Origin of the sequence: Pseudalkalibacillus sp. JSM 102089 (assembly GCF_041366475.1) — a bacterium.
Lineage (GTDB): Bacteria > Bacillota > Bacilli > Bacillales > Guptibacillaceae > Guptibacillus > Guptibacillus hwajinpoensis_B.
The window spans coordinates 594,497-620,843 of the sequence record NZ_JBEWYW010000002.1 but is presented as its reverse complement, the minus strand read 5'-3'; the positions used below and the strand labels follow the sequence as shown (position 1 = coordinate 620,843).

Sequence of the window (26,347 nt, the reverse complement as noted above, 5' to 3'; positions counted from 1 at the left end):
AAACGCTCTTATTTTGCCGAATGTGGAATCGATACCATGCGCAACATATAATGTGAAGGGAGTTAATGTTATGGCTACAAACCGTGAGATTGCTCAGGAAGTCATTGATGCTATAGGTGGACAGGAGAATATTCAATCTGTTGCCCATTGTGCTACAAGACTAAGAATTATGGTACACGACAAAGAAAAAATTGATCAAGAAAGAGTAGAAGGGGTAGAGAAAGTAAAAGGTGCCTTCTATAATTCTGGACAATATCAGGTTATTTTTGGAACTGGGACTGTTAACCGAATTTATGATGAGGTGACAGCGCTAGGAGCAACTGGTTCTACTAAGTCTGAAATTAAAGAAGAATCATCGAAGCAAGGAAATGCGTTCCAACGTGCAATCCGCTCATTTGGTGATGTGTTCGTTCCAATCATTCCAGCGCTTGTAGCAACAGGCTTATTTATGGGACTACGCGGTCTTGTGCTTCAAGAAGAGATACTTGCTCTATTCGGTTTAACACCAGGGGATATCTCAGATAACTTTATTCTATTTACACAAGTTCTAACGGATACAGCGTTTATCTTCCTACCAGCGCTTGTAGCATGGTCAACCTTCCGAGTGTTTGGAGGAAATCCGACGATCGGTCTCGTACTCGGATTGATGCTTGTTACGCCTGCTCTTCCGAACGCATGGGAAGTAGCGGCAGGAAATGCAGAGCCACTTAAGTTTCTAGGGTTTATTCCAGTAGTAGGCTATCAAGGTTCGGTTATTCCCGCTTTTGTTGCAGGTTTACTCGGAGCAAAGTTAGAAAAACGAATTCGTAAAATAGTACCAGAAGCACTAGATCTTATTTTAACTCCGTTCCTAGTATTGTTAATTATGATTACTTTGTCGCTATTTGCGATCGGCCCTATTTTCCATACGGTAGAAGAGTACATCATGGATGGTACGATTTATATTCTTGATCTTCCATTTGGTCTAAGTGGTTTAATCATTGGATTCTTCCATCAAATTATTGTTATTACAGGTGTTCATCACATTTTCAACTTCCTTGAAATTCAGTTGTTTGAAAACCTTGGTTACAATCCATTTAACCCAATTATTTCTGCAGCAATCGCAGCTCAGGGTGGGGCAGCACTTGCTGTTGGCCTGAAAACAAAGTCTAAGAAATTGAAAGCATTAGCCCTTCCATCTTCTTTATCTGCTTTTCTTGGAATTACAGAGCCGGCTATCTTTGGTGTCAATCTCCGGTATATGAAGCCATTTATCATGGGATTAATCGGTGGTGCAGTCGGCGGATTCCTCGCATCACTCTTTAAGTTAAAAGCGACGGGCCTTGCAGTTACTGTTATCCCAGGTACATTACTATTCTTGAATAGTCAGATTGTCTTGTATCTACTTGTTAACATTATTTCGATTGGGGTTGCCTTTGGTCTTACATGGGCATTTGGCTACAAAGACGGTATGCTAGATAAATAATAGTGAAGGGGATCCTCAATAAAGCGGATCCCCTTTTTCAAAATTTCAATGAACTAGGTGATTTTTATGACGGATCGAAACGAGCAGCTAAAAGATCTTGCAATGAAAGAAATAGAGGCACAACGTGAAACAGTTGAAAGTGACTACCGCCGCTCAGCATTTCACTTAATGCCACCTGCAGGGTTATTAAATGATCCAAATGGTTTTATACAATGGAAGGGCGTTTATCACGTTTTCTTTCAATGGATGCCTTTTAAAACGGATCATGGCGCTAAATTCTGGGGACATTATACGTCTACAGACCTCATTAACTGGGAGCTTGCCCCAATTGCATTAGCCCCTGGGGACTGGTACGACAAGAATGGCTGTTATTCGGGAAGTGCGGTCGTCTCTGAAGATAAATTGATGCTTTTCTATACTGGGAATGTAAAAGATGAGCAGGGACAACGTGAAACCTATCAGTGTCTGGCTGAATCAGAAGATGGAATTCACTTTGATAAAAAGGGCGTAGTATTAAACTTGCCTGAAGGATATACTCCTCATTTTCGAGATCCAAAAGTGTGGCAGCATTTAGATAAATGGTACATGGTGGTTGGTACGCAGAACCTAAATGAGGAAGGGCGAGTCGCCTTGTTTGAATCAACCAATTTAAAGGACTGGACGTTGAAAGGGGACGTTACAGCTTCTGGGGAAGAACCGATTGGCGATTTAGGATTCATGTGGGAATGCCCTGACTTATTTGAATTAGATGGGAAGGATATTCTTCTCTTTTCCCCACAAGGGCTAAAGCCTACAGGATACTTGTACCAAAATGTCTATCAAACCGGGTACCTTTCTGGAGAAATAAATTATGTGAGTGGAAAGATGAATCACGGATCATTTACAGAGCTTGATCGAGGTTTTGAATTTTATGCACCACAAACGACACTTGATGAGAACGGAAGAAGGCTGATGATTGGTTGGATGGGTGTGCCTGAGCAAGGAGAAGAGTATCACCCAACAATCGAACACAATTGGATACACATGCTAACCATCCCACGAGAGCTTTCTTACGAAGGGGATAAACTTATCCAACGTCCTGTGAAGGAATTAGAAGCCATGCGACAGAATGAAATGAAAAAAGAAATCACGCTTTCTAATGAAGAAAAGGAATGGGAGGAGTTTCACGGAACCACATATGAATTACTTCTTCATGTGCAGAAAGTGGAAAACTCGTTTGCTGTTAACTTCCGAAACAATGCCGAAATGATTTATGATGCGGATAAAGGAATATTAACGTTTAAACGAAAGAGTTTTGTTGATGGAAAGGATGAGTCGCGAAGCTGCTCCGTTGATGAAGTATATAACCTTCGATTCTATGTCGATTCATCCTCGATTGAAGTGTTTGTAAATGATGGTGAGGAAGTGTTCACATCAAGGTTTTTCCCTGATGAACATGATGTAAGTCTTACCTTTAAAAGTAACGGCTATGTAGATGTGCAAGCGACAAAGTGGCTACTTGAAGCAAAATAGCCGAACCCCCCTCTGACCAAGTCAGAGGGGGGTTTCATATTGGGTAGTACTAATAAACGGAGCGAATAATTCCGTCCTCTACACGCTGAGCTGATCCATTTATCGCTGATGATAATGGTGACGCGAGAAAGGCTACTGTGTTTGCCACTTCTTCGACTCGTGCAAAACGTTGAATTAACGATGTTGGTCCGTTAATAATAACTTCTGCACCTTTTTTTAATAGTACTTCCGCAATTCCTTTACCTATTCCGGAAGTTGACCCTGTAATAAGTGCTAGTTTGTCAGTTAATTGTCAGTTCATGATAACCTCATTTCAAAATACAGTCATACTTTATCAATTAGTCTATTGAATAGACAACGACCGCGTCTAAAGAAAAAAAGAGACAAATAAAGCAAGCGCTGTTATATCCATTAAAGTTAAATCATTCCACAAATTTGAACAAAATATGTATGAGATGTGACAAAAAAGTGATAAATACATGAGCAACTTTTGACATCTTGTGACACCTGTCACATTTATGAAAGGAACCTGCTACAATAGCCAATGGTAACAGTTGTTTCTGTCATTTTTTGTTTAAAATCTACTTAACTAATATATAGGAAGAAAGGAAGGTGGCCTGGCGGTGAAGCGAATGAAATCATTTTTTGCGCTCAGTATGTTTCTTGCAGTGATGGTATTGAGTGGCTGTAGTAACTTAACCGTTCTTGATCCAAAAGGACCTGTAGCAGAACAACAAGCGAATTTAATTCTTTTCTCTATTGGCTTTATGCTGTTTATTGTTTTGGTCGTGTTCGTGCTATTTACACTCATCCTTGTTAAATATCGTGAGCGTAAGAGTGGTCCTGAATACGAACCTCCACATATCGAGGGGAATGTATTCCTTGAAATTGTTTGGACTGTAATTCCGGTAATTATTCTTATTGTCCTTGCAGTGCCGACTGTACAAACGATTTTTGCACTAGAAGAGGCACCGGAAGCGACGTCTCATAAAGATCCAATTGTAATTCATGCGACGTCAGTCGATTGGAAATGGGTGTTTAGCTATCCAGAAGAAAATATTGAAACGGTGAACTATCTTCATATCCCTGAAGATCACCCAATTCTATTTAAATTAGCATCGGCAGATTCAATGGGATCATTTTGGATTCCGTCACTTGGTGGGCAGGAATACACAATGTCTGGCATGATGACTGAACTTTATTTGCAAGCTGATGAAATTGGTGAGTATCGCGGACGTAATGCCAACTTCACTGGTGAAGGATTTACTGAGCAGGTATTTACTGTAACAGCTGAATCTCAAGAAGATTACGAAGAGTGGGTAGAAGAGGCGCAAGACGCACCTGAACTTACTCAAGAGAAATACAATGAGTTGATGCTTAAAGGTCATACAGAAGAGCAGACATTCTCAGAAACTCACCTTCAGTGGGTTGATCATGGAATGGACGCTGAATACGCAACAAAGGTCCGTAATGGCGAATCAACTGATGAAGATGAGTCCTCAGAAATGGATCATTCAGAAATGAACCATGAAGACTCTGAAAAAGATTCCGAGGAGCACTCGCATTAAGAGAGGAGGAAGACACCATGAAATTGGATGAATTTTTTGTCACCGGGGATCCGCTGATCTATGGGGCGGATGTATCAATTGCACTAACATTGATTGGCGCAATCTTCGCCTTAACGTATTTCAAAAAATGGAAATGGCTATGGACGGAGTGGCTAACCACTGTTGACCATAAAAAACTCGGTATCATGTATATCATCGCAGCAGTTCTTATGCTTTTCCGCGGTGGTGTAGATGCCATGCTCATGAGGGCGCAATTAACGGTTCCAGATTCAAGCTTTTTGGATGCGAACCACTATAATGAAATATTTACAACGCACGGAACAATCATGATTATTTTCATGGCTATGCCGTTCTTAATTGGTTTAATAAACGTTGTTGTACCATTGCAAATTGGTGCACGGGACGTTGCTTATCCGTTTTTAAACGCAGTAAGTTTCTGGACTTTCTTCATGGGGGCTATGCTATTTAACATTTCATTTGTTATTGGTGGATCTCCATCTGCTGGTTGGACAAGTTATGTTCCATTAGCTGGTCTTGAACTAAGCCCAGGAGTAGGGCAGAACTATTACTTACTCGGCTTACAAATTGCAGGTATCGGTACATTATTAACGGGTATTAACTTCCTCGTTACGATTTTGAAAATGAGAGTACCATCTATGAAGCTTATGCAAATGCCTATGTTTACATGGTCTTCATTAATTACGATGGTTATCATCATCTTTGCATTCCCGGTTCTCACCGTGGCACTTGCACTTATGACGTTTGATCGTCTGTTTGGAAGTCACTTCTTTACAATGATGGATGGCGGTATGCCAATGCTTTGGGCAAACCTCTTCTGGATTTGGGGTCACCCTGAAGTGTACATTGTTATTCTTCCAGCGTTTGGTATGTTCTCAGAAATTATTAGTACATTTGCACGTAAGACACTTTTCGGTTATAAAGCAATGGTTTATTCCATGGTCGTTATTGCCGGACTAAGCTTCCTAGTATGGGTTCACCACTTCTTTACGATGGGAGCAGGTGGAGCAGTTAACTCATTCTTCTCCATCACAACGATGTTAATCGCTGTTCCGACAGGTGTGAAGATCTTTAACTGGCTTTTCACTCTGTACAAAGGGCGAATACGATTTACGACAGCGATGCTTTGGTCGCTTGCCTTTATCCCGAACTTCGTTATCGGTGGGGTAACAGGTGTTATGCTAGCGATGGCAGCTGCTGACTATCAGTACCACAATACGTACTTCCTAGTTGCTCACTTCCACTACGTGCTCATCTCGGGTACTGTGTATGCTTGTTTCGCAGGTCTATACTTCTGGTATCCAAAAATGTTCAATCACCGTTTGAACGAGCGTCTTGGTAAATGGAGTTTCTGGATTTTCGTTGCAGGATTTAACCTATGTTTCTTCCCGATGTATTTCCTAGGTCTTGCAGGAATGCCTCGTCGTATTTACACATATGGAATTGGAGACGGATGGATGAGCTTAAACGTACTTGCTACGTTCGGTGGTATGCTAATGGGAATCGGATTCTTGATTCTTGTTTATAACATCTACTATAGCTTCCGTTACTCTCCACGTGAAACAACTGGTGACCCTTGGGATGCTAGAACACTTGAATGGTCAACACCAGCTCCAGTACCGCATTATAACTTCGCTCATCTTCCTGAAGCGAAAGGACATGATGCATTCTGGATTATGAAAGAAGAGAAGAAACAAGGAAAAACACCTGAGAAGAAACCTTATAAACCAATTCATATGCCTAGTTACTCAGGCGTGCCGATTGTGATGAGTGTATTCTTCTTTATTGCAGGATTTGGTATGGTATTCTCTTGGAATTGGATGTCTATTCTTGGACTAATTGGTGTCCTTGCAACAATGGTGATTCGTTCATTTGATTATGATAAAGGTTTCTACGTTAGCGTAGAAGAAATAGAAGAAGATGAGAAAAAAACTACTTTATAAAGGAGGCGTGAAGCATGGAATCAGTCGAATATTCTCCTAACACGCCTTTAGAATATCAGTCGGAAACTGGCCGACTGAATATTCTAGGCTTCTGGATTTTCCTCGGTGCCGAAATCGCTTTGTTCTCAACACTGTTTGCCACTTATCTAGTATTAGTTGGTCGTACAGCTGGCGGTCCAGGACCAGAAGAGCTTTTTGAAATTAGTGGTGTGTTAATTGAAACATTTTTGCTACTAACAAGTAGTTTCACATGCGGACTTGCTATTCACTATATGAGAAATCACTCTCTTAAAGGATTGTTTCTCTGGTTAGGTATTACACTCGCATTAGGTTTAGGATTCCTAGGATTTGAAATCTATGAATTTGTTCATTACATTCATGAAGGTGCTGCACTAACAACGAGTGCATACTGGTCTGCCTTTTTCGTATTAGTCGGAACGCACGGTGCCCACGTTACTATGGGTATTGCGTGGATCATTCTTATCTTGATTCAGTTAAAACAGCGCGGATTAACACCTGACACAACAAGGAAGGTCTTTATTTCAAGTTTATACTGGCACTTCCTTGACGTTGTGTGGATCTTTATCTTCACAGCAGTCTACTTGTATGGGATGGTGATGTAAGATGGCCTCAAACAACGAGCAGACAAATAGTCATAGCCATTTCCCATGGAGCCACGTTGTTGGTTTCGGTCTATCGATCGTTTTAACACTACTTGCTTTATGGGTCGGATTCGCTTCAGACTTTAGTTTTAGAACGATTATGATTATTGTTGTCATCCTGGCATTGATTCAGGCAGCGATTCAGCTCTTAATGTTTATGCACATTACTGAGAGTGATAGTAGCCGAATTCAGATCGGAACGATTCTTTACGCAGTTTTCATTGCAGTTGCAGTCGTTGCAGGTACAATCTGGGTTATGTCATTCGGTATGCACAATATGAATATGTGATTCAAAAAAAGCTGTTCACCTTAAGAGGTGAACAGCTTTTTGTTTGAAGTTTTTGATAGGGAAAGGTGATCCTTTAGTGACCCTATAGTATTCTTATTCTTCAATTTGTGGCATTTTCTTTGCAAGTGACCGTTCCTTAAGGAATGGGCGAGCAAAGATGAGATAAGCCGCTAAATGAGCGAAAAGAACATTAATTGCGAAAAGAGTAATAAAGAGTGTATGTGCTACTGGAGTCATACCGCCACCAATGTAGAAAATAAGTAGCGCCCAGATTGCCACAATAAACGGTGTGTGTAAGAAAGCAAGCTTCTTATAATCCTGCCACAGAAACAACGGTGTAGCCGTGATAACGAAAAGATAGACCATATAGACATCCATAGTTAACAACTCCTTTTTATGATACCGCTTACAAACTAAACTTATGTCGAAATAAAGAATAATTTGTGAATGTTTTGTTACAATTAGTATACCACAATTGTTCGAAAATTCTACACATATTTGAGATTTTTTCAGGATAACTTTATGATTTAGAAAGATAAAGTGGAAAGAAGGTGCATGATGAAGAGATTCATCTTACTTATCCTATGGCTTGGGTTTATATTGTATTCAGTTTTTCTAGCGCCAGAAGGAAATGGTCCTTATCTTTCTGAATTATTAACGATGAATCAACCCGATCCCAGTTTGCTTGCCATGTTTTCTCTACTCGGAGTATTTCCTGCTGTTTTTGCTGTATTGCTGTTACGGAGCGACCGAGGTTCAATACCAGCATGGCCATTTGTACTTGGTTCATTTGTAACTGGGGCATTTAGTTTAATGCCATATTTTATTTTAAATAAGAAGAAGGATGCCCCCAATCGAACGCCAGATAAGTTGAGGATATTACTTCAATCTCGTGGTCTTTCCCTTGTCCTTATTATGATAGCTCTTGGTTTAATGATTTACGGACTAGTGGCTGGAGATGCTTCTATTTATCACAAAGCTTTTCTAGAATCGAATTTTGTTCATGTGATGACGATCGATTTTCTAGTTTTAACAGGACTCTCTATTCTGGCTTTACGTGAACGCGACCGTGTGTCAGGAATACATGGTCTTCTACCGATTGTTGGTCCACTCATGATTGTAATAAAAGGAAAACGTTAAATTAGGAGGCTTAACATGCGAAGATTAGAAAAAAGCGAAGTAATTGATGCCGTACGACTTTCAGAATATGCTTTTCAATATAAAGTTCCTGATAAAGATTTAGAAGAAAAAATTAGGGGCTATAGTCAACATGAAATATGGGGAGATTTTGAAGGCGACGAGCTTGCCGCTAAGCTTCATTTAATTGATTTAGAAACATGGATTGCTGGGAAAAAGTTCGCTATGGGCGGTATTGCGTCGGTTGCAACATACCCTGAGCATAGAAGAGGTGGGAGAGTAGCACGTTTACTACAAAACGCCCTATCGGAAATGAAGAATAGAGGACAAACTATCTCTTTTCTCCATCCTTTTCAAATTCCCTTTTACCGTAAGTTTGGTTTTGAAGTTCTGAATGACTGGAAAAAGTTAAATTTAAAGAAGGAAGATTTCAAACTGTTACCAAGTGTAAATGGTAAAGTTCGACGAATTGTACTAGAACACGTTTACGAAACGCTTAATCCAGTATATGAAGAATTTTCTAATCGATTTAATGGCATGCTTGTTCGAACGGAAAGCTGGTGGCGGGAACGGGTATATTCAGAAGGATTTCAGTTTGCGGGATATCGAAACGAAGAAGGCAGATTAACAGGGTATGTGTACTACCAAGTAAAAGATCGTTCGATTGAGGTAGAGGAATTGGTTTGTTTGGATGGTGAGGCGAGACGAGGGCTTTGGAATTATATCTGTCAGCATGATTCTATGATTGATGATGGAACACTGCTGACGAATGTAGCCGATCCACTCCCTTTCTTGCTGAACAACCCTAAAGTGAAAACAATAGTTGAAGCCTATTTCATGGCACGAATCGTAGATGTAGAGAACTTTCTAAAACAGTATCCATTCAAGTTAGATAAGAATGAATCATTCTTTCTACATATTACAGATGCACATGCACAATGGAATAATAGGAGCTATCATATTAGCGCTGAGGGAGTTAATGTGTACAAGGGAGATAAAGAAAATGCTTCTTGTATGCATCCACCTAAACGTGGACTACGATGTAATATTAATACGTTGACAGCCCTTCTAACTGGCTATCAGAAGGCGGAATTGCTTTATGAAGCAGGTTTACTGCAAGGGCCAGAGAAGGAAGTAGCCATTCTGCAAAAAGTAATACCGAACAGAGAATCGAATTTTATGGATTTCTTCTAATAAGTTCACCTTGGCCAGCTGCTTTCTCAATTGTTAAGGTAAATGAATTAATAATCGCTTTTGTTTTATTGAATCGTTTTTCATTAAAAAATCGCCTCTTTCAAATGATGAAAGTGGCGATTTTTTTGTTCATCTTCCTATGGACCGGATTTTTAAATTGATATTGTGCGAATCTTATCAGCTTCTTTCCGTTTTAACTGTTCGTAATCTATATATCAGTTTGTTTGCAAGTTATTTACGTTAAAGCTCAAACGGCTTCATTCTATAGGAATAAGGGTATGCTTCTTAATTAAGAATAGGAAACAAAGAATGGTCGACCAACTGAGATTATTGGAAGTATGCGAAGGCTTTTTTATCAGAAGCGCTTTGGAAGTCACAAGTGCAATAGAAAACAACATGAGAGGCGAGAAAACAATGTCGCGAATAGGAATTGGCTTTATCATCATTGCACTCATTGGATCAATCAGTTTGGTAAGTGCTAAAGGATGGCCTTCATCAAATAATAGTGCATCAGAAGAGAGTGAGTGGGTCGGATCTTGGACAGCAAGCATGCAGGCGCCTGCTCAGGATGGAAACTCGCATGAAGGTTTTAAGGATCAAACAATCCGGTTAATACTTCGTCCCCATATGGATGGAGATCAAATGCGTATTCGACTGTCTAATGAATTTGGTTCATTACCTTTATCTATGAAAGAAGTAAGGGTTGCTGTCTCAAAAGAAGGTGCGAGCGTAGACAGCGAGACAGATCAAGTTATCACGTTTAACGGAGAGAAATCCGTTACAATTCCTCCAGGTGAAAAGCAGTATAGCGATTCGATTGAATTCCCTATTAGCGCGGATCAGAATCTTGCTGTCAGTTTATCAGTAGATGGTGAGACTGGACCTACAACATGGCATCAGCGTTCAAACCAAACGGTGTACATGTCTGAGGAAGGAAATCATGCTGGGGATGTGGAAGGAACATCATACACTTCAAAAGAAGAAGCCTGGTTCTGGTTAGATAGATTAGAGGTGGTTCCAAATCATTCAGTAGATGGTGCACTCGTCATAATAGGGAGTTCAATAGCGAATGGCAATTATTCAACTATGAATGCGAATAACAGATGGCCAGACTATCTTGCCAATCGAATGAATGAAGAAGAAGCTCATGTGAATATGTCTGTCTTGAATGCAGGGGTATCTGCGAATCATTTAATTAATAGTGAAGAAGGAAAAGGGGAGAACGCATTAGCTAGATTAGATCGAGATGTTTTAAGTCAGGAAGGAATAAAAGCGGTTCTATTACACGAAGGTATAAATGATTTAAGACATTATCCTGAATATGATTCAGAGAAAATCATTGATCGTATGAAAGCGATTATTAAAGCAACTCATGAAAAGGGTCTCGATATTTATGGAGGAACGTTAACACCATATAAGAATTCCGATATGTATACAGAAGAAGGGGAGAAAACACGTCAGGAAGTTAACGACTGGATCCGGACAAGTGGAGCCTTCGATGATGTAATTGATTTTGATAAAGCATTGAGAGATCCTGACGATCCTGCGAAATATCTCCCGAAGTACGATTCTGGAGATCATTTGCACCCAAATGATGAAGGATACGAGAAGATGGCAGATACGGTTGATCTATCGATATTTGAATGAGGGAGGGCAACATTTAATTATTATGTAGGAAAGCGTTTTAAACAAACCAGGGGGCTCATTGCAAATGAGCCCCCTGGTTTGTTTGTTTATGATTTAAAACGGATTTGTCGCCCACTGCAATGACTGCTTGATGAAAATGCGAGGGTGCAATTTCAACTGGCCAACCATATATTCAGCGAGATCTTCAGGTTGCATATACTTTTCCTTATCCTGTTCGTCGAGCTTGTCGCCGAAGACGAGTTCGGTAGCAACAAGGCTTGGGTTTAGTGTGAAGACGCGAATATTATTTCTGCGAACTTCTTGCATGAGAGCTTCGGTCATGCCCTGGATGGCAAACTTAGAAGCACTATAAGATGTTGAGCCAGCTGTGCCTTTTAGACCGCTACTTGACGAGATTGTGATAATATCACCGCTATCTTTATCGATCATTTGTGGAAGTACAGCCCGCGTTACATGATACGTCCCGTAAACATTTACTTCGAGAGTTTCTTTCCAGTCATCGGGCGCCATTTCTAAGAATGAGCCATATCGCCCCATACCAGCATTATTGATCAGAATATCTGCCGAGCCGAGGTCGTTTTTTAAGTGATCAATGGCTTTATTAACTTCATCAATCTCTGCAATGTTAGCAGGCGCAACAACGGCTTTAACACCGTAAGATTCTGCTTCCACAGCGACTTCTTTTAGCTTGCTTTCTGTTCTGGCAATCAAGCCAATATGAACCCCTTCACTTGCAAGCTGAAGAGCCGTCGCACGTCCGATACCGCTACTTGCCCCAGTAATATAAGCGATTTTACCTTTAATGGATTGTCCCATTATTGATCATCCTTTCTTCACGTCTCTATCTAATAGTCTAAAGCTAGCATACCCAGAATTCAAAAATAAGCAATCGCTTACTAAACTTCATAAAAGCATTCGTATGTTTAACTATAGTCCTTATCGGTTACAGTTACTGTGGAAGCAAAGATAAGCTAAATGATATAAATCGATTAAACATAAAAAGGAGTTTTTACATCATGCGTAACCAATTAAAACATTACATTAACGGCGAATGGGTTGAATCTACAGGTTCAGAAACACATGACGTAATCAATCCAGCGACAGAAGAAGTCATCGGCAAGATTAGTTTGGGAACGAAAGAAGATTTGGATAAAGCAGTTAAAGCAGCTCGTGCGGCATTCCCTTCTTTCTCTCAAACAAGTCGAGAAGAACGTGTGAAAATGCTCGAAGATATCGCGGCAGAATACGCGAACCGTAAAGAAGAAATCATTGACGTGATTACACAAGAACTTGGTTCTCCTCGATCCATTTCAGAGAAAGTTCATTACAACATGGGCTATCAACACTTCTCTGAAGCAGCGAAAGCACTGAAAGAGTATTCTTTCTCAGAAGATCGTGGCGATCATACGATCTTTAAAGAAGCAGTTGGTGTAAGTGGCCTTATTACACCTTGGAATTTCCCGACAAACCAATCGTCTACTAAGATTGCGAGTGCATTTGCAGCAGGTAGTCCAGTTGTCTTAAAGCCAGCTGAAATCACACCATTTGCTGCAATTATCTTAACAGAAATCTTTGATAAAGTTGGCGTACCTAAAGGCGTATTTAACCTTGTGAACGGTACAGGCGAAACGATCGGTGACGGCATTAGCTCACACCCTGATATCGATTTTGTTTCGTTTACAGGATCAGCAGGCGTTGGTGAAAAAGTAATGAAAAACGCGGCAGAAACAATCAAGACAGTTGCACTTGAACTTGGAGGGAAATCTCCATTTGTCATGCTTGAAGATGCAGACATTACAAAAGCTGCTAAAGCTGCTGTAAGCCACATTGCAACAAACTCTGGTCAAGTATGTTCCGCTGGGACTAGAATGATTGTTCCTGCTTCTAGAAAAGAAGAATTTGAAGAAGCGGTAAAAAATGTTCTTCCAGAATTCCCAGTTGGCGATCCGAATGGAAATAACTATGTAGGACCACTCGTTTCTGAAAAGCAGTGGAATACCGTGCAGTCTTATATTCAAAAAGGAATTGACGAAGGCGCGACACTTATCGCAGGTGGAACTGGTAAGCCAGAAGGTCTTGAAAAGGGCTATTACGCACAACCAACTATCTTTACAGACGTGAAGAATGACATGGTTATTGCGCAAGAAGAGATCTTTGGACCAGTTATGTCGATCATCACATATGAAACAATTGATGAAGCGATCGAAATTGCAAATGACGTTGTATATGGCCTGGCAGGTTATGTCTTTGGTGAAGATAAAGAAACGCTTCGCAAAGTTGCAACAAGCATCCGTGCTGGAAGAATTAAAGTGAACAATGCAGACATGGATTTTGCAGCACCGTTTGGTGGTTACAAGCAATCCGGTATCGGACGCGAGTGGGGAGATTTCGGGATTGAAGAGTACCTTGAAACGAAAGCCGTACTAGGATTCCCTTCTTAAGTGAATTTGATAAATTATGAAAGAGAGCAGTTGCCATAATGGCAGCTGCTCTTTTTATTGTTGGGTTGTAGATAAAAGTAGCAGAAATCACTGGTTAAGGTCTGTAAAGAAACAAAAATACTTATTAATTTTGCTCATAACCCCATGTTTGACGTAAGAAATGATAGATTAGTTTTGTATGAATTTAGGAGGTGCGAGATGTTTCTCTTTTTTCTTATCGTAGCGAGCAGTGTGGTTGGACTTATATTGTTGCCATTGAACGAAATCGGACTCATCATTGGATTTGGGATTATCGTAGGTTGTTTGCTTCGAGGGCTTTATTTGCTTCATGAAATTAATCATAAGCTTGATCGAGAAAAGATGTGATAGTCTGTAAACTATTCTTTTTAAATGGAATTGACTATAAAGATGCTAAGTTTTTATTAATCCAAGAGTTAGATGTGTTCATTAGAAAGAGTTTAATCTTTGGCGCGCATATTACAATGATTGATTTTTCAACGTTAGCGAGAATGTATTTCCAATGACTTGGATCAGCTAGTTTATATGGTAACTGTGGAAAAGTATTTGGCGTAGTATAAAAGAGACCATCCCTATAACCAGGGATGGTCTCTTTCAATCACCTACATAGCTTCATGCTTTTCTTCTAATTTATTCTTCGTTGAAGAACGTTTAATTAAGCTAGTCCCTACAAATACAGCAATTAGTATCGCAGCAACGATCACAAGGAATAGGATGTTAGAAGATAGAAGTTCAATCAAGCCTCCGAGAAGGAGTCCGACTACGCCGAAATCTGAATCTCCGAATGTTGTTCCTTGAAAGCCTAATGAGCCAAGCACTGGAAGAAGAAGAGCTGGCAAGAAGCTAATAATTACCCCGTTAGCCATAGAGCCAAATACCGCTCCTTTACGCCCGCCAGTTGCATTACCGAATACGCCAGCTGCGGCTCCGGTAAAGAAGTGAGGGACAAGCCCAGGAACAATTACTTTTAGGCCTAAGATCGGTAGAAGGAACATGCTGAGAAGTCCAGCGACAAAGCTAAAGAAGAAACCGATGATTACCGCGTTGTTTGCGAATGGGAACACAGACGGGGCATCAAGTGCTGGAATCGCATTTGGTACGATTTTATCAGCAATTCCTTTAAAAGCTGGTACAATCTCAGATAGGAGCATTCTTACACCCGCTAAAATGATGTACACTCCAGCTGCAAACGTTAACGCTTGCATAAACGAGAAGACTAAGAAGTTTGTTCCACCGCTTAGCTCGGATTCGATGAATGCAGGCCCTGTGAAAAGAGCGACTACGAAGAAGAGAATCGCCATCGTAAGAGAAACGGATACAGATGTGTCTCGCAAGAAGTTAAAAGACTTCGGTACTTTAATTTCCTCAGTAGATTTAGAGTTTTTACCAACTGCTTTTCCGACAGCAGCTGCGATTAGATAACCGAACGAGCCAAAGTGGCCGATCGCGAAATCATCGCTACCTGTAATTTTTCTTGTGTAAGGTTGTAGTAGGGCAGGTAAGAGGACCATCAGAGAACCAAGAATAATTGAACCAGTGACGATCATTGTTACACCGCTAAAGCCACCAGTTGAAAGAATAACAGCAATCAGACATGCCATGAACATGGTGTGATGACCAGTTAAGAAGATATACTTAAAAGGGGTAATGCGCGCTAGAAGAATGTTTGCTACCATTCCGAAAAGCATAATCATCGCTGTTTCTGCGCCGAACGCATCCTGCGCTAATGCTACAATCGCTTCATTATTCGGAATGATTCCTTGAATTTCAAAAGCGTGATCAAACATACTACTAAAGTTATCAAGGGAGGCGACAAGCACGCCAGCGCCTGCCCCCAGAATGACAAATCCCATGATCGTTTTTAATGTACCTGATATAACATTTGCGACATCTTTCTTTTGAAGAAGGAGACCAATAAGAGCAAATAACCCTACAAGAATCGCCGGTGTTCCTAGAATATCTTTCATTATAAGATCGACCATGATGTTATGCCCCTTTCAAATTTGCTTCAATCGCCGTCCTTAGTTCCTTTTTATCCATTAAATTATTTAGCTTAATGACATTTCGCTTGCCGTCTTCTAGATTTTCAACAATCTCTGTTGAGCCTAAGAAGTAATCAGCATTCTCAGATTTACTAGTTGTAAGATCTGTATGATCAACCTCAGCTTCAATTCCAAGCTCGTTTAGAATACTTTTCACGTTCATTTCTACGATAAAGCTGCTTCCTAGTCCATTACCACATACAACAAGAATTTTTTTCATTTTTATTCTCTCCCTTAGTTTGAGTATTTTGATACGAGTTTAATAATTTCTTCTTTTTTCTCTGCACCATAAATCATTTCTAGGTTTTCTTCTTCTGACAGCAGCTCCGAAAGTTGAGCAAGAGCTTTTAGGTGCGTTTCGTTATCTACTGCAGCGAGTACGATTAACAACTTTACCTGATGCTTTTCTTTAGATGAAAAGGGAACCTCTTGATCTAATCGAAGCAAGCTCATACCAACCGTATTCACACCTTCTTCTGGACGGGCATGAGGAATAGCGATTCCTGGAGCGATGACTACATAAGGCCCCAAATCTTCTACATTTTTGATCATGGCATCGATATAAGAAGAGGTGATTTGCTCTGTCGCAAGGAGCGGCAGAGCTGCTGTTTTGATCGCTTCTTTCCAATCTGCTGTCTGCGTAGCAAATTGAATGGTTTCTTCATGTAGTAAGTCATTTAACATAGGTCGTTCAAACCTTTCTATTGATAAGCTGGTTGGTGATGGAGCAAATAACTGATGTAATTCATTTCTTAGTTCCTTCTCATTCGTAATCGTTCCATGTTTTTTCATGATTTCAACGATCACATCTGGGTTCAAGTCAGTTTCTTCATGAGAAGTTGTTTGTACTTCCTCCATCCAATGAAGGATTTTCTCTTTTCCCTGCTGTGTCAAAATGGGATTCACCGTTAACACAGGTAACGTGTCATGTTCCAATGGTGATGTAGAGAAGACATAATCCACATCGTAGTGGTTTTGTATAAATTGTCTTCTTGATACTGTCCCAATGACTTCCACATTTGTGAGAAGCTTTTCAAGCTGTCCTCTTAAAATATTTGATGTGCCAATGCCTTTTTCACAAACGATAATTGCTTTTCCGAACGTCACTTCCGGAAGCTCTTCCTTCTGCATCCAAGCTCCAAAGTGCATCGCTAGATAAGCGAGCTCATCATCGGGTAGCTTTTGAGACATCATCAATTCGATCGGCCAAACAGCGCGTTTCGTAATGGAAAAGACATCTGGATATTCCTGTTGTACCGACTCTGTTAGTTCGTTTGTAATCGGAACATGATATTTCAAGCGGTAGTACGTTGGTTTAAGGTGAAGAAAAAGAGCTTCTTCTAGTTCATCGCGCTGATCGAATAAGACACAAGCGTAAACTTGAAATTCATTAACGATCTCTCTAACAACGTTTCTCAGCTTGTTACTTTCAAGACTACCAACAGTGCCCACTTCAGAATAATTGACCCTTGAGCCAAGAAGGTGCATCGTGATAAAACCTATCTCATCCATTGATAGTGAGAGTTTGAATTGAACTTCTAATTCTTTTGCAATGCTCTTTGCTGCTTCAAATTCTCTCGTTGAACAAACAGCGTGTTTTTCATCTGGATCAAGCAGGATGCGATGCTCGCCTTTCAAACGTTGAAGAAGAACGACAAGCTGAATGGCTAGAACATGTATCGTATCGTCCGTTAGCTCTACTTTTAGAATTGGCTCAGCATTCATGATGATTTGCTTCATCGGAATGAGGTGTGAATAGGTGTGTTCATCACCGTTCTTTAAGAGAGGATAAAGAAAATTCGTCATTTCGGTTAATTGTCCATTTGTGAGAACCTCGGACAGAAAACGACTCAATATTCTCCTCTTATTTTCCTCTTTACCTTCCACTACATAGCCGGTTGTTCTTTCAAATTGTAAAGTTAATGTTTCCTCGGCCAGAACTTTTTTAACAAGTTTTAAATCCTTAGCGACTGTGCCGCGACTTACTTGAGTACGTTCCATAAAGTTCTGCATAAAGACTGGCTTATCGTTTGTTAAGAGTTCAACGCCAATTAAAGTGATGCGTTCCGGTTGAGAATAGTGGTACTGCCATTCTTTTAGTTCCTTCATCAATTTAGGAACGGTTTGTTTGGTCTCTTCAGAGAGATAGTACCCCATTCCTTGTTTTGTTTGGATAATGGGTAGCTTGTTCTCATCTAGCCAATCGTTAATTTTTTGTAGGTCATAATGAACAGTTCGTTTTGATATTCCTAATTGGTCAATGACATGATCAACCGTAACTAACTCTGTTGCATTCACGAGCTTTGTTAGTAAAAATGTGCTTCTTTCATCAAGTGACATGGAGATCTCCAACTCCCTTACAATTGCAAAATGATACGGATGAAACAAATCATGATTTGATATTGCTAAGTATATAGGCGATAAGATTAATATGAAAGGGTTTGCAATGTGTTGTTTTTGTATTTCGTCAATTTGCAAAAGTGAACAGATGTGAAATTGGAACGTGTTTGAAGAGAGAAATTCGAATCAGATTCTAGAAAGAACCGTATATGTATGGAGTCAGTAGATTAACAAATTTGTAGGTGATATACTAACCAAAGTATTAAAAGAATCGATTCATTCTTTGGTTTTTCCACCCCCAATTTTACTAGAACCTTTTTAGATAATAGTCTTATAACTTCGCTTTATAAGGAGATGGAATACTTATGAACATATCTCAAGAAAACTTTGGCACGTTAAATGGTCAGGATGTAACATTATTTAAGTTGCAAACGAAAAGTGGTTTTGAAATTTCTTGTATTGATTATGGTTGCATTATTACTCGCATTCTCAGCCCAAATAAGAATGGACAACTTGAAAATATAGTACTGGGTTATGACACCCTGGAAGAGTACCTAACTTGTTCCAATTATTTTGGGGCTGTTATTGGGAGAGTAGCTGGAAGAATTGATGGCGGTTCCTTTGAATTAGGTGGAAAAGAATTTCACTTACATAAAAACGATGCTAACAACCATATTCATGGAGGCAGTAGGGGGTTTAATAGCGTAATTTGGGATGCCAAAGTCATTCAAAATCACCAGGATGAGGGGACTATTGAATTTAAATATCATAGTGCTGATGGAGAAGAAGGTTATCCGGGCAATGTAGAAGTTGTTGTACGTTATACTTTGAACAATCAAGATGAATTAACGATTCATTACAGTGCTACTTCTGACAAAGATACGATCATGAATTTGACAAACCATACTTATTTTAATTTAAGTGGGGATTTGAAGGAAGATGTGTTGAGTCATTCTTTAAAGTTGAAAAGCAATTACTATTTAGAGTTAAACCGTGACATGATACCGACTGGAAAGCTATTAAATGTGCAGGGAACGTCTTTTGATTTTCGAGACGGGAACAAATTGAGTGAGGGTGTGAATCATCCTCATGAGCAGAATTTACTAGTAGGTGAAGGGTATGACCATCCATTTATCCTTGAAGATCATCAAGAAATTGTATTAAGTTCTTCAGGACGGAAGCTGACCGTTGCTACGAGCGAGCCCTGTGTTGTGCTATATACAGGCAACAGCATATGTGAAGGTTTCAAGATAAGAGAGGTTCCTTCAAAAAAATATCTAGGGGTATGTCTTGAGACGCAAAAACATCCAAATGCTATTAATCAACCAGAATTTCCATCTGTTGTGCTAAGTGAAAACACACCATATGAATCAAAAACACGCTATAAATTTCAAACGAGGTAACCATAAATCCTCATCAAGTCCTTTTATATACAATGGTGTTAAAAGTACTATTTGTATCTCATATAGGATCTACCTTGATGTTATTGGATTCTTTTCTGATTCGTAATAGTTTGTCTCTCAAAACCAAGAAGCCTTTTATTCGGAGGCTCCTTGGTTTTTTATATAAAAATGTTTCGATTTATACAAAAATGGGAAATTAAGGTATAGGTGAAAGAAACTGGTGATTACGAAAACCATCAGGTAGTTCCATACATAATGTAACGTCAGATCCCTAGCCTTCTCATGCCAAAAAAATGAATTGGAGTGTTTGGATGTTAAAGAAGTTAGCCCCACTATCGTTAGCAGCAGTTGTTTTTGTAGGTGCCCCGTTTCACACCTCTGCAAAGGAAATGAGTGCGACGGACATTCTAAAGCAGTCGAATGAAGCAATGACTGAAATCGAGAGCTATTCTACAAAAACAAATATGGAACAATCGATTCCTCTTAAAGGTGAAACGATGTCCATTTCTAGCGAATCTGAAGCGGACATAACGCTGAAGCCTTTCGCAATGCATCAGGTTGTGACAACACAATCGCCTGAGGAAGGTGAAGTCTCACTAGAGTCTTATTGGACAGAGGAAGGTTTCTACCAGGAAGATCCTGAAAAGGGGTGGATTAAGATGCCTGAAGAACTGACGCAAGGTTTAGAAGAGCTTCAAAGCATGACGATGGTGGAAGGCCAGATGTCGCAAGTCGAAGAACTTAGTGAAGAGATGAGCGTTGAAGAAACTGGCGAAGGATTCGTTTTAACATATGAGGGCGACGGCAAGACGTTAATGGAAGCATCTATGAAAATGTTTGAAGAGAGTATGTCAGGTGAAGACTCCGGGTCAATGAAAGGACTTATGGAGCAGATGACGATTAATGATTTTAACTATGAAGTGACGATCGATAAAAAGACTTATTACATGAAGCAATTATCAATGGACATTGATATGGATATGGAAATCGAGGGAGAAAGCATGAATATGACTCAATCGATGGAAATGTCGGTAGACAACTATAACGGTGTTGATGAAATTACCGTTCCAGCTAATGTGATTGATTCGGCGAAGCCATTGGAGGGCGGACAAATGCCTGAAACGGCTACTGCCAATCCTATGCTTGCCTTAGGTGGAGCGTCACTAGCTTTAATAGCAGGTGGCCTATTGGTTTTCAGAAGGAAAACACGTACTCAATAATCTATTGTGAAGAACCGCCAAGCATGATGCGTTTTTTTCCCTTTCTATAGGACGAGCAATTGAGGTGGAGAAATGAACAAAGTTTATGTTGTTTTGATGTGTGCAGGTCTATTTATAGCAGCCTTCTATGGCTATGAGTGGTGGCAGTCCACGCAAGCAGTTGAGCAAGTAGATGCTGAAGAGACTGAGAGGTGGAATACCGAAGAAGCAAGCGAAGTTCAGGAAATAGAAACGGCTAGTAGTCATTCAAAAGAGCAAGCGGTGGTAATGAGTAATGAAATAAATGCTTATGAGAAGGGCGAGGAAGTTGGTCGATTAATTATTCCTGCAATTGAAAAGGGATTTACTACTTATTGGGGAACAGATGAAGAAACGTTAAGTCAAGGTGTTGGGATGTACGTAAGTCAGTATACAACGACACCTGATCAAGGCCGTCATACCGTATTAAGTGGACATCGGGACACCGTTTTCACTGGATTGAATAATGTTCAGAAAGATGATCCAATCTTTTTTGAATTCGATGGAAAACGATATGAGTACATCGTTGTCGGAATAAAGGTTGTTGATGAGGACGACAGGACGGTTATTGTCGACAAAGAAGAGGCGACATTAACGTTAACGACGTGCTATCCTTTTGAATTCATTGGACACGCCCCTGAACGATATGTGATTCAATCGGAACTAGTGAACGTGATGGATATGTAGGTAACTCCGCCAGATAAACGAATGAAGCATATGAAAAAGTCCTGCCGTCTAGCAGGACTTTTTCATATGCGGGAAAGGGATGTAGAGGGTCGTAAACGCGGTCTGATCTCCTGGACAAGATGATCGCCTTTTCCTAATTCATTTAATTGTAATAAAGTATGCGCAATGTTTTCTTCTACTTCATACGTTAGTCCTGTGTTGTAATCAATTAGAAAATACATCTTTCCATCTTCAAGTGTTCCGGATAAGAGCTCGTATTTATCGTATTCAAAATGGACCTCTGTTCCGTATTGCGTCATCTCAAGGTACGTTTCGAAAGGGGTGACGGGGAATACTTCTAATTTACTCATGTTCATCCTCCAGCTATTTTAATAGATTTTAGTAAGCAGTCTATCCGAGTTTATCCTACTCTATACATGAAAAAGAGATTTAAAGAATGAAAGTTTTGTAGAGTGGGTTAAGCTCAGATATTTGGAGGTTAAAGCTAACATTTTGACTTATAGCTTATAGTGCTGTATCTTATTCCCTAGTAATTATATATGAATAATTAACATTCTTTTATTAGGAGGGAAATCATGAAGAATGTATTGAGAGGCTATTTGAATGCTTCGTTAATAGTAAAAATCACCGTTGCGCTAGTTCTCGGTATTATAGTTGGTCTTGCTTTTGGCAAGGATGCGGCCATTCTCGCTCCGCTTGGAGATTTATTAATTAAATTGCTATCATTTCTTATTATCCCATTAATTCTATTTACATTGATTGTTGGTGTCAATCAAACGAAATTGAATAACCTTGGCCGTATGGGAGGTAAGGTGTTTCTATACTATGTTTTGACGTCTGCTTTAGCTATCATCGTTGGACTAACAATAGCGACGTTATTTAATCCAGGTACAGGATTATCAATCGATCCTAACCAATCATTTGACGTTCCGGATAATCCTGGGATTGTAAGTGTTCTTTTAAATATCGTGCCATCAAATATCGTTACAGCGTTTAATGAGATGAACCTACTTGGTATTATTTTTACTGCTTTTGCTTTTGGTATCGCGATTTCTGCGCTGCGAAACTCAGAAGAACACGGTCAGCTCGGTGAGCACTTATATAAAGTAGTTGAAGGCTTGAATGAAGCGACTTTTAAAATTATGAATGTGATTCTGCAGTATGTTCCAATCGGGATTTTTGCAATCATTGCGAAAACAATTGGAAATCAGGGGTTGGATACGATTCTCTCGCTCGGAAACATGATCGCTGTCCTTTATATTGCTTTAATTGTACAGATCGGAATATATGTACTGTTCTTGTTATTATTCAAAGTAAGTCCGAAAGAATTTTTTAGTCATGCAAGTAAGCCGATGATCACCGCTTTTGTTACGCAAAGTAGCTCTGGCACATTGCCACTTACGATGAATGCGGCGAAAGGGCTAGGGGTTTCGAAAAGTTTATATAGTTTTAGTTTGCCACTAGGTGCCACGATTAATATGGACGGAGCGGCAATCCGAATTGCGATATCTGCGGTGTTCGCTGCAAATGTCGTTGGCTCGCCGCTAAGCTTTACAGACATGTTGATGGTCGTTATCGTTGGAACACTTGCATCAATTGGTACAGCCGGTGTCCCTGGTGCAGGAATTGTTATGATCGCCACCGTGTTTGCTCAGGTTGGGTTACCGATGGAAACCGTTGCTTTATTAACAGCCGTGGATGCCTTAGTAGGAATGGGTGCCACTGGTCTTAATGTAACGGGAGATCTTGTTGGTGCTTCAATTATTAATCGAAAAGAGAGATTGGCAAAAGAGAAGATAGCGAAGTAATAAAAAGTCGGGCGATGCCTGGCTTTTTATTGTGGGCTAAATTTTATCTTAAAAAGGATAAAGATGATAGTGCCTGTATTTGTATCCGCTTCCTAAAAAACTTATAGGCTAAATCCTACCCTGGTGTAAGAATAATCCATTTACTTTTAAGAATCTAAATATTAAGATAACAATAACTTTAGAGCTTTCATGCAGAAAAGGAAATGGGGGATACGGGTGTCAGATCAACTTAAGGGGATTTGGAAAGATTGGAGATTGCATTTACTTGTGTTTGGAATTGTTGCGTTAACAGAATGGGTTGGCGTTTTTCAATTTACAGTAGGACCGGGCGTTATTCTATTATTGCCAATGCTGTACGCTATGCTTATTGGACTAGGTCTGTTTTTCACACCGGTCGTTAAAAAAGCTCAGGCGCTTCATGCTGAACCGTTAATTGTGCTTGGTGTAACGTTACTAATCGCAAAAATCGGCGTGATTATTGGACCGTCCCTACCGAAATTAATCGAAGCAGGTCCCGCTTTGCTTCTGCAGGAATTTGGAAATTTAGGTACGATATTCATTGCTCTACCAATTGCTGTTTTTCTTGGACTGAAGAGAGAAAGCATTGGCATGGCGCATTCTGTAGCAAGAGAGCCAAACGTTGGGCTGATTGTTGATAAATATGGCTTTAATTCACCTGAAGGACGAGGTGTTATGGCCATTTATATATTTGGTACAGTCTTTGGGGCAGTATTTATGGGAGTGATATCTGGGTTCCTTGCGACAATTACACCCCTCCATCCATTATCGTTCGCAATGGCTTCTGGGATTGGAAGTGGAAGTATGATGGCCGCTGCAAGTGGTTCGCTCGTTGCTGCTTTTCCTGCATTTTCAGACGACATTATTGCATTCGCAGGTGCGAGCAATTTGCTGTCGCTCTCAACAGGCTTATACATGAGCATTTTCATAGGTCTTCCTTTAACAGAAAAAATGTATCAGCTGCTAACGAAAGAAAAGTCACCTCAGGCGAGCGTGAGGAAAGGAGCATAGGATGCTATTAAAAAATGTACAAGAGTGGACGTTATTATTAGTGATATTCGGCTTGATCGCAGCTGTGGGAAACTGGATTGGGTATAGTGTGTTTCCGGTTTCTGCTTTACCTGGTATGCTCGTTTTAATTGTCATTTGTTTAGCTGGACTTATTCTTCAGCACGTTCTCCCTATGAACATTCCAAGTGTTGCTTACATTGGAATTATTGGGATTCTTCTTTCGATGCCCATCATGCCAGGTTCTGAATATGTCGTAAAGTGGACGGAAAATATTAATATTCTCGCCCTTGCAACTCCAATTTTAGCTTATGCTGGTATAGCAATTGGACGCTCTTGGACAGATTTTGTAAAGCTCGGCTGGCGAAGTGTTGTGGTCGCTATGTTTGTCATGGTAGGAACGTTTCTAGGTTCTGCTCTCATTGCTGAAGTAGTTTTGAGAATGCAAAACATTATCTAATCAGAAAAAACTTCCCGTGCGGAAGTTTTTTTATTGGAGATGAGCAGGACTTTTATATACGACAGAGTTTTTCGAGGCATTCAATTGAGTGACAGTAGGTTTTCGCGACGTTTCCTGTTAAATCAGGAACGGGTAACGAAAATAGGGAGAGGGGTGAATCATTTGTAAACCAATCCTCTCGATTGGGAGGCTCATGACTGACGTCCTTCCAAACAGATAAAAGGGGGCTATAAATACGCGGCCCTTCTGTTATCATGCAATTTTCCATGGTGCGCTTTTCTCCCGGTATTCCTTCCTTTACTGGATGGAAAAAATGTGGCCAAAAGTCTTTTCGTGAACCAGTATGTGGATGATGTGATGCCCAATCTAAAATGGCATTGAAGATTTCTTGCTTAGAAAAGAGAAGCTGGTAGAGACGCTTTCCAAGATGGATCCGTTCCTTAACATAAAGAAAATGATTGGCTGTTTCCCCAATTAGCTGAATGGAGCTATTATCATTTCTTGGAAATAAAATCACGTTCATATTGAAAACATTTTGTAGTTGAAAGGGCAATGTTTTAAAAACTGATTGATGGAAGACGTTATCCTTTATTACGCGTGAATCGATGTAGTGTTGTTCATTAATAATGAGAGCTGTTGATAGGATATCACGGTCCTTTTCAATCCAGAACCTTCTCCAAACAACACTCATAAAAGAAGAGACGTGAAAAGTAGATAGTAGATGAAAAAGTGGTTTCCTTCTTTTAACACTTTCTTGATAAACAAGAAGTTGAGGATAGGCATCCTGAAAAATAAGCCAGTTTCCTCGTTCCAAAAAAGAGAAGAAGGATATCTGCTGATCTACAGATAATAGGTGAGGGAGATATTCTCCTTGTAGATCAGTCATTGTCCATCCTGCATTCCGAGATACGAGATGGGCAAGGAAAGCCCAATGGATTTCTGGGTGTTGGAAAAAGAAATTTAAATAAGCTTTTGTGCGAGTGACGTTATTCGCATTTGCACGCTCTGTTGTTTCACGAATGGCTTGAACGAGCTGCTGCTCCTCCGCAGATAATGACGAGGGAGTTGAATGAGTTTTGCTTGCGTTTTTTAACTCGTACTTGAGAGTAGCAGATAAACTCTTTTTCTTTTGTGGTGGAAAGAAAGGTAATAAGGACTTCACAATTTTTCCACTCCCTTGTTTGCCTTTCTATATACGTATGAATGTAGAATCAGGAAAGAAGAGAGTTTTTCGCATGATCTTAATAATAAGGGATACATACTCGGGTGAGTAAGATTAAATCTTTCATATTCGAAACACAAAAACTGGTGATGATTGTGGGGGGGTCATCTTCCTTTTTCTACCACTAAGCTCTGGAAAAGTGTATGATAGAAGTATTCATAAGATTAGCACTTTCGTATTTTACTATTTGGCTCATTCACATGAGTAGAAATGAGCACGTTGAGGGA

Annotated in this window: 25 protein-coding genes; 17 read left to right on the top strand and 8 right to left on the bottom strand. The window is 40.0% G+C overall.

The window, feature by feature from the left end; all coding sequences use genetic code 11:
* The first annotated feature begins 70 nt into the window (after positions 1-70).
* Positions 71-1,465: a sucrose-specific PTS transporter subunit IIBC gene (locus ABVF21_RS07740; protein ID WP_303532715.1), complete on the top strand. Its 1,395-nt coding sequence runs from the start codon at positions 71-73 to the stop codon at positions 1,463-1,465.
* 66 nt (positions 1,466-1,531) lie between these two features.
* Positions 1,532-2,977 (top strand): glycoside hydrolase family 32 protein, encoded by a 1,446-nt coding sequence (locus ABVF21_RS07735; RefSeq protein WP_371017918.1) that lies wholly within the window; start codon positions 1,532-1,534, stop codon positions 2,975-2,977.
* 49 nt (positions 2,978-3,026) lie between these two features.
* Here ABVF21_RS07735 and ABVF21_RS07730 read toward each other — a convergent pair whose 3' ends face one another.
* Positions 3,027-3,245 carry a hypothetical protein gene (locus ABVF21_RS07730; protein ID WP_371017955.1) on the bottom strand — a complete coding sequence of 73 codons (219 nt, stop codon included), beginning with the start codon at positions 3,243-3,245 and terminating at the stop codon, positions 3,027-3,029.
* 364 nt (positions 3,246-3,609) lie between these two features.
* On the opposite strand from ABVF21_RS07730, the gene qoxA reads away from it, so the two are divergent.
* The 4 genes from qoxA to qoxD are packed head-to-tail and all read left to right on the top strand — an operon-like array spanning position 3,610 to position 7,457.
* Complete coding sequence (gene qoxA / locus ABVF21_RS07725) at positions 3,610-4,545, top strand: cytochrome aa3 quinol oxidase subunit II (RefSeq protein ID WP_303532839.1); 936 nt, start codon at positions 3,610-3,612, stop codon at positions 4,543-4,545.
* A gap of 17 nt (positions 4,546-4,562) precedes the next feature.
* Positions 4,563-6,506, top strand: coding sequence for a cytochrome aa3 quinol oxidase subunit I (qoxB, locus tag ABVF21_RS07720; RefSeq protein WP_303532711.1), 1,944 nt, complete (start codon positions 4,563-4,565; stop codon positions 6,504-6,506).
* Between the two features lie 14 nt (positions 6,507-6,520).
* Complete coding sequence (qoxC, locus tag ABVF21_RS07715) at positions 6,521-7,129, top strand: cytochrome aa3 quinol oxidase subunit III (protein ID WP_303532709.1); 609 nt, start codon at positions 6,521-6,523, stop codon at positions 7,127-7,129.
* Position 7,130: 1 nt separating this feature from the next.
* The gene (gene qoxD, locus ABVF21_RS07710) at positions 7,131-7,457 is read left to right on the top strand and encodes a cytochrome aa3 quinol oxidase subunit IV (RefSeq protein WP_371017917.1); all 327 of its coding nucleotides are present in this window, start codon (positions 7,131-7,133) and stop codon (positions 7,455-7,457) included.
* 93 nt (positions 7,458-7,550) lie between these two features.
* On the opposite strand, the gene ABVF21_RS07705 is transcribed toward qoxD, so the two are convergent.
* Positions 7,551-7,835 (bottom strand): spore morphogenesis/germination protein YwcE, encoded by a 285-nt coding sequence (locus tag ABVF21_RS07705; RefSeq protein WP_303532705.1) that lies wholly within the window; start codon positions 7,833-7,835, stop codon positions 7,551-7,553.
* Positions 7,836-8,015: 180 nt separating this feature from the next.
* Between ABVF21_RS07705 and ABVF21_RS07700 the strand changes: the two genes are divergently transcribed.
* From ABVF21_RS07700 to ABVF21_RS07690, 3 genes are all read left to right on the top strand, one after another.
* The gene (locus ABVF21_RS07700; RefSeq protein WP_371017916.1) at positions 8,016-8,597 is read left to right on the top strand and encodes a hypothetical protein; all 582 of its coding nucleotides are present in this window, start codon (positions 8,016-8,018) and stop codon (positions 8,595-8,597) included.
* A gap of 15 nt (positions 8,598-8,612) precedes the next feature.
* Positions 8,613-9,788 carry a GNAT family N-acetyltransferase gene (locus ABVF21_RS07695; protein WP_371017915.1) on the top strand — a complete coding sequence of 392 codons (1,176 nt, stop codon included), beginning with the start codon at positions 8,613-8,615 and terminating at the stop codon, positions 9,786-9,788.
* Positions 9,789-10,097: 309 nt separating this feature from the next.
* Complete coding sequence (locus ABVF21_RS07690; protein WP_371017914.1) at positions 10,098-11,435, top strand: SGNH/GDSL hydrolase family protein; 1,338 nt, start codon at positions 10,098-10,100, stop codon at positions 11,433-11,435.
* A gap of 93 nt (positions 11,436-11,528) precedes the next feature.
* On the opposite strand, the gene ABVF21_RS07685 is transcribed toward ABVF21_RS07690, so the two are convergent.
* A complete protein-coding gene (locus tag ABVF21_RS07685) occupies positions 11,529-12,251 on the bottom strand; it encodes a 3-ketoacyl-ACP reductase (protein WP_303532700.1) in 723 nt (240 codons plus the stop codon).
* A 200-nt stretch (positions 12,252-12,451) separates the two neighbouring features.
* Between ABVF21_RS07685 and ABVF21_RS07680 the strand changes: the two genes are divergently transcribed.
* Both ABVF21_RS07680 and ABVF21_RS07675 read left to right on the top strand, forming a co-directional pair.
* A complete protein-coding gene (locus tag ABVF21_RS07680) occupies positions 12,452-13,876 on the top strand; it encodes an aldehyde dehydrogenase family protein (protein WP_283153259.1) in 1,425 nt (474 codons plus the stop codon).
* A 198-nt stretch (positions 13,877-14,074) separates the two neighbouring features.
* Entirely contained in the window at positions 14,075-14,242 is a 168-nt protein-coding gene (locus ABVF21_RS07675) for a hypothetical protein (protein ID WP_303532697.1), read from the top strand.
* Between the two features lie 254 nt (positions 14,243-14,496).
* Here ABVF21_RS07675 and ABVF21_RS07670 read toward each other — a convergent pair whose 3' ends face one another.
* From ABVF21_RS07670 to ABVF21_RS07660, 3 genes are read right to left on the bottom strand one after another with little or no spacing between them, the layout of a single operon-like run.
* Positions 14,497-15,876, bottom strand: a complete 1,380-nt coding sequence (locus ABVF21_RS07670) for a PTS ascorbate transporter subunit IIC (protein ID WP_303532696.1) — start codon at positions 15,874-15,876, stop codon at positions 14,497-14,499.
* 4 nt (positions 15,877-15,880) lie between these two features.
* A complete protein-coding gene (locus ABVF21_RS07665; protein ID WP_160918338.1) occupies positions 15,881-16,156 on the bottom strand; it encodes a PTS sugar transporter subunit IIB in 276 nt (91 codons plus the stop codon).
* Between the two features lie 14 nt (positions 16,157-16,170).
* Positions 16,171-18,276, bottom strand: a complete 2,106-nt coding sequence (locus ABVF21_RS07660; protein ID WP_371017913.1) for a BglG family transcription antiterminator — start codon at positions 18,274-18,276, stop codon at positions 16,171-16,173.
* Positions 18,277-18,641: 365 nt separating this feature from the next.
* On the opposite strand from ABVF21_RS07660, the gene ABVF21_RS07655 reads away from it, so the two are divergent.
* From ABVF21_RS07655 to ABVF21_RS07645, 3 genes are all read left to right on the top strand, one after another.
* Positions 18,642-19,679 (top strand): aldose epimerase family protein, encoded by a 1,038-nt coding sequence (locus ABVF21_RS07655; protein WP_371017911.1) that lies wholly within the window; start codon positions 18,642-18,644, stop codon positions 19,677-19,679.
* Between the two features lie 311 nt (positions 19,680-19,990).
* Positions 19,991-20,899 carry a DUF6612 family protein gene (locus ABVF21_RS07650; protein ID WP_371017910.1) on the top strand — a complete coding sequence of 303 codons (909 nt, stop codon included), beginning with the start codon at positions 19,991-19,993 and terminating at the stop codon, positions 20,897-20,899.
* Positions 20,900-20,971: 72 nt separating this feature from the next.
* Positions 20,972-21,604 carry a class D sortase gene (locus tag ABVF21_RS07645; RefSeq protein ID WP_194218237.1) on the top strand — a complete coding sequence of 211 codons (633 nt, stop codon included), beginning with the start codon at positions 20,972-20,974 and terminating at the stop codon, positions 21,602-21,604.
* Between the two features lie 62 nt (positions 21,605-21,666).
* Here ABVF21_RS07645 and ABVF21_RS07640 read toward each other — a convergent pair whose 3' ends face one another.
* Positions 21,667-21,954, bottom strand: a complete 288-nt coding sequence (locus tag ABVF21_RS07640; protein WP_371017909.1) for a hypothetical protein — start codon at positions 21,952-21,954, stop codon at positions 21,667-21,669.
* A 225-nt stretch (positions 21,955-22,179) separates the two neighbouring features.
* Between ABVF21_RS07640 and ABVF21_RS07635 the strand changes: the two genes are divergently transcribed.
* From ABVF21_RS07635 to ABVF21_RS07625, 3 genes are all read left to right on the top strand, one after another.
* Positions 22,180-23,412, top strand: a complete 1,233-nt coding sequence (locus ABVF21_RS07635; RefSeq protein WP_371017908.1) for a dicarboxylate/amino acid:cation symporter — start codon at positions 22,180-22,182, stop codon at positions 23,410-23,412.
* Between the two features lie 216 nt (positions 23,413-23,628).
* Complete coding sequence (locus tag ABVF21_RS07630) at positions 23,629-24,441, top strand: DUF3100 domain-containing protein (protein ID WP_371017907.1); 813 nt, start codon at positions 23,629-23,631, stop codon at positions 24,439-24,441.
* A 1-nt stretch (position 24,442) separates the two neighbouring features.
* A complete protein-coding gene (locus ABVF21_RS07625) occupies positions 24,443-24,898 on the top strand; it encodes a hypothetical protein (protein ID WP_303532683.1) in 456 nt (151 codons plus the stop codon).
* A 52-nt stretch (positions 24,899-24,950) separates the two neighbouring features.
* Here ABVF21_RS07625 and ABVF21_RS07620 read toward each other — a convergent pair whose 3' ends face one another.
* Entirely contained in the window at positions 24,951-26,060 is a 1,110-nt protein-coding gene (locus tag ABVF21_RS07620) for a DUF2515 family protein (RefSeq protein WP_371017906.1), read from the bottom strand.
* Positions 26,061-26,347 lie beyond the last annotated feature (287 nt).

Coding starts and splice junctions, on each gene's coding strand:
- ABVF21_RS07635 (WP_371017908.1), top strand. CDS start 22,180: ATGAAGAATGTATTGAGAGGCTATTTGAATGCTTCGTTAATAGTAAAA.
- ABVF21_RS07685 (WP_303532700.1), bottom strand. CDS start 12,251: ATGGGACAATCCATTAAAGGTAAAATCGCTTATATTACTGGGGCAAGT.
- ABVF21_RS07665 (WP_160918338.1), bottom strand. CDS start 16,156: ATGAAAAAAATTCTTGTTGTATGTGGTAATGGACTAGGAAGCAGCTTT.
- ABVF21_RS07705 (WP_303532705.1), bottom strand. CDS start 7,835: ATGGATGTCTATATGGTCTATCTTTTCGTTATCACGGCTACACCGTTG.
- ABVF21_RS07625 (WP_303532683.1), top strand. CDS start 24,443: ATGCTATTAAAAAATGTACAAGAGTGGACGTTATTATTAGTGATATTC.
- qoxB (WP_303532711.1), top strand. CDS start 4,563: ATGAAATTGGATGAATTTTTTGTCACCGGGGATCCGCTGATCTATGGG.
- ABVF21_RS07655 (WP_371017911.1), top strand. CDS start 18,642: ATGAACATATCTCAAGAAAACTTTGGCACGTTAAATGGTCAGGATGTA.
- ABVF21_RS07735 (WP_371017918.1), top strand. CDS start 1,532: ATGACGGATCGAAACGAGCAGCTAAAAGATCTTGCAATGAAAGAAATA.
- qoxA (WP_303532839.1), top strand. CDS start 3,610: ATGAAATCATTTTTTGCGCTCAGTATGTTTCTTGCAGTGATGGTATTG.
- ABVF21_RS07650 (WP_371017910.1), top strand. CDS start 19,991: ATGTTAAAGAAGTTAGCCCCACTATCGTTAGCAGCAGTTGTTTTTGTA.
- ABVF21_RS07675 (WP_303532697.1), top strand. CDS start 14,075: ATGTTTCTCTTTTTTCTTATCGTAGCGAGCAGTGTGGTTGGACTTATA.
- ABVF21_RS07740 (WP_303532715.1), top strand. CDS start 71: ATGGCTACAAACCGTGAGATTGCTCAGGAAGTCATTGATGCTATAGGT.
- qoxD (WP_371017917.1), top strand. CDS start 7,131: ATGGCCTCAAACAACGAGCAGACAAATAGTCATAGCCATTTCCCATGG.
- ABVF21_RS07700 (WP_371017916.1), top strand. CDS start 8,016: ATGAAGAGATTCATCTTACTTATCCTATGGCTTGGGTTTATATTGTAT.
- ABVF21_RS07645 (WP_194218237.1), top strand. CDS start 20,972: ATGAACAAAGTTTATGTTGTTTTGATGTGTGCAGGTCTATTTATAGCA.
- ABVF21_RS07680 (WP_283153259.1), top strand. CDS start 12,452: ATGCGTAACCAATTAAAACATTACATTAACGGCGAATGGGTTGAATCT.
- ABVF21_RS07660 (WP_371017913.1), bottom strand. CDS start 18,276: ATGTCACTTGATGAAAGAAGCACATTTTTACTAACAAAGCTCGTGAAT.
- ABVF21_RS07670 (WP_303532696.1), bottom strand. CDS start 15,876: ATGGTCGATCTTATAATGAAAGATATTCTAGGAACACCGGCGATTCTT.
- ABVF21_RS07695 (WP_371017915.1), top strand. CDS start 8,613: ATGCGAAGATTAGAAAAAAGCGAAGTAATTGATGCCGTACGACTTTCA.
- ABVF21_RS07640 (WP_371017909.1), bottom strand. CDS start 21,954: ATGAGTAAATTAGAAGTATTCCCCGTCACCCCTTTCGAAACGTACCTT.
- qoxC (WP_303532709.1), top strand. CDS start 6,521: ATGGAATCAGTCGAATATTCTCCTAACACGCCTTTAGAATATCAGTCG.
- ABVF21_RS07690 (WP_371017914.1), top strand. CDS start 10,098: ATGGTCGACCAACTGAGATTATTGGAAGTATGCGAAGGCTTTTTTATC.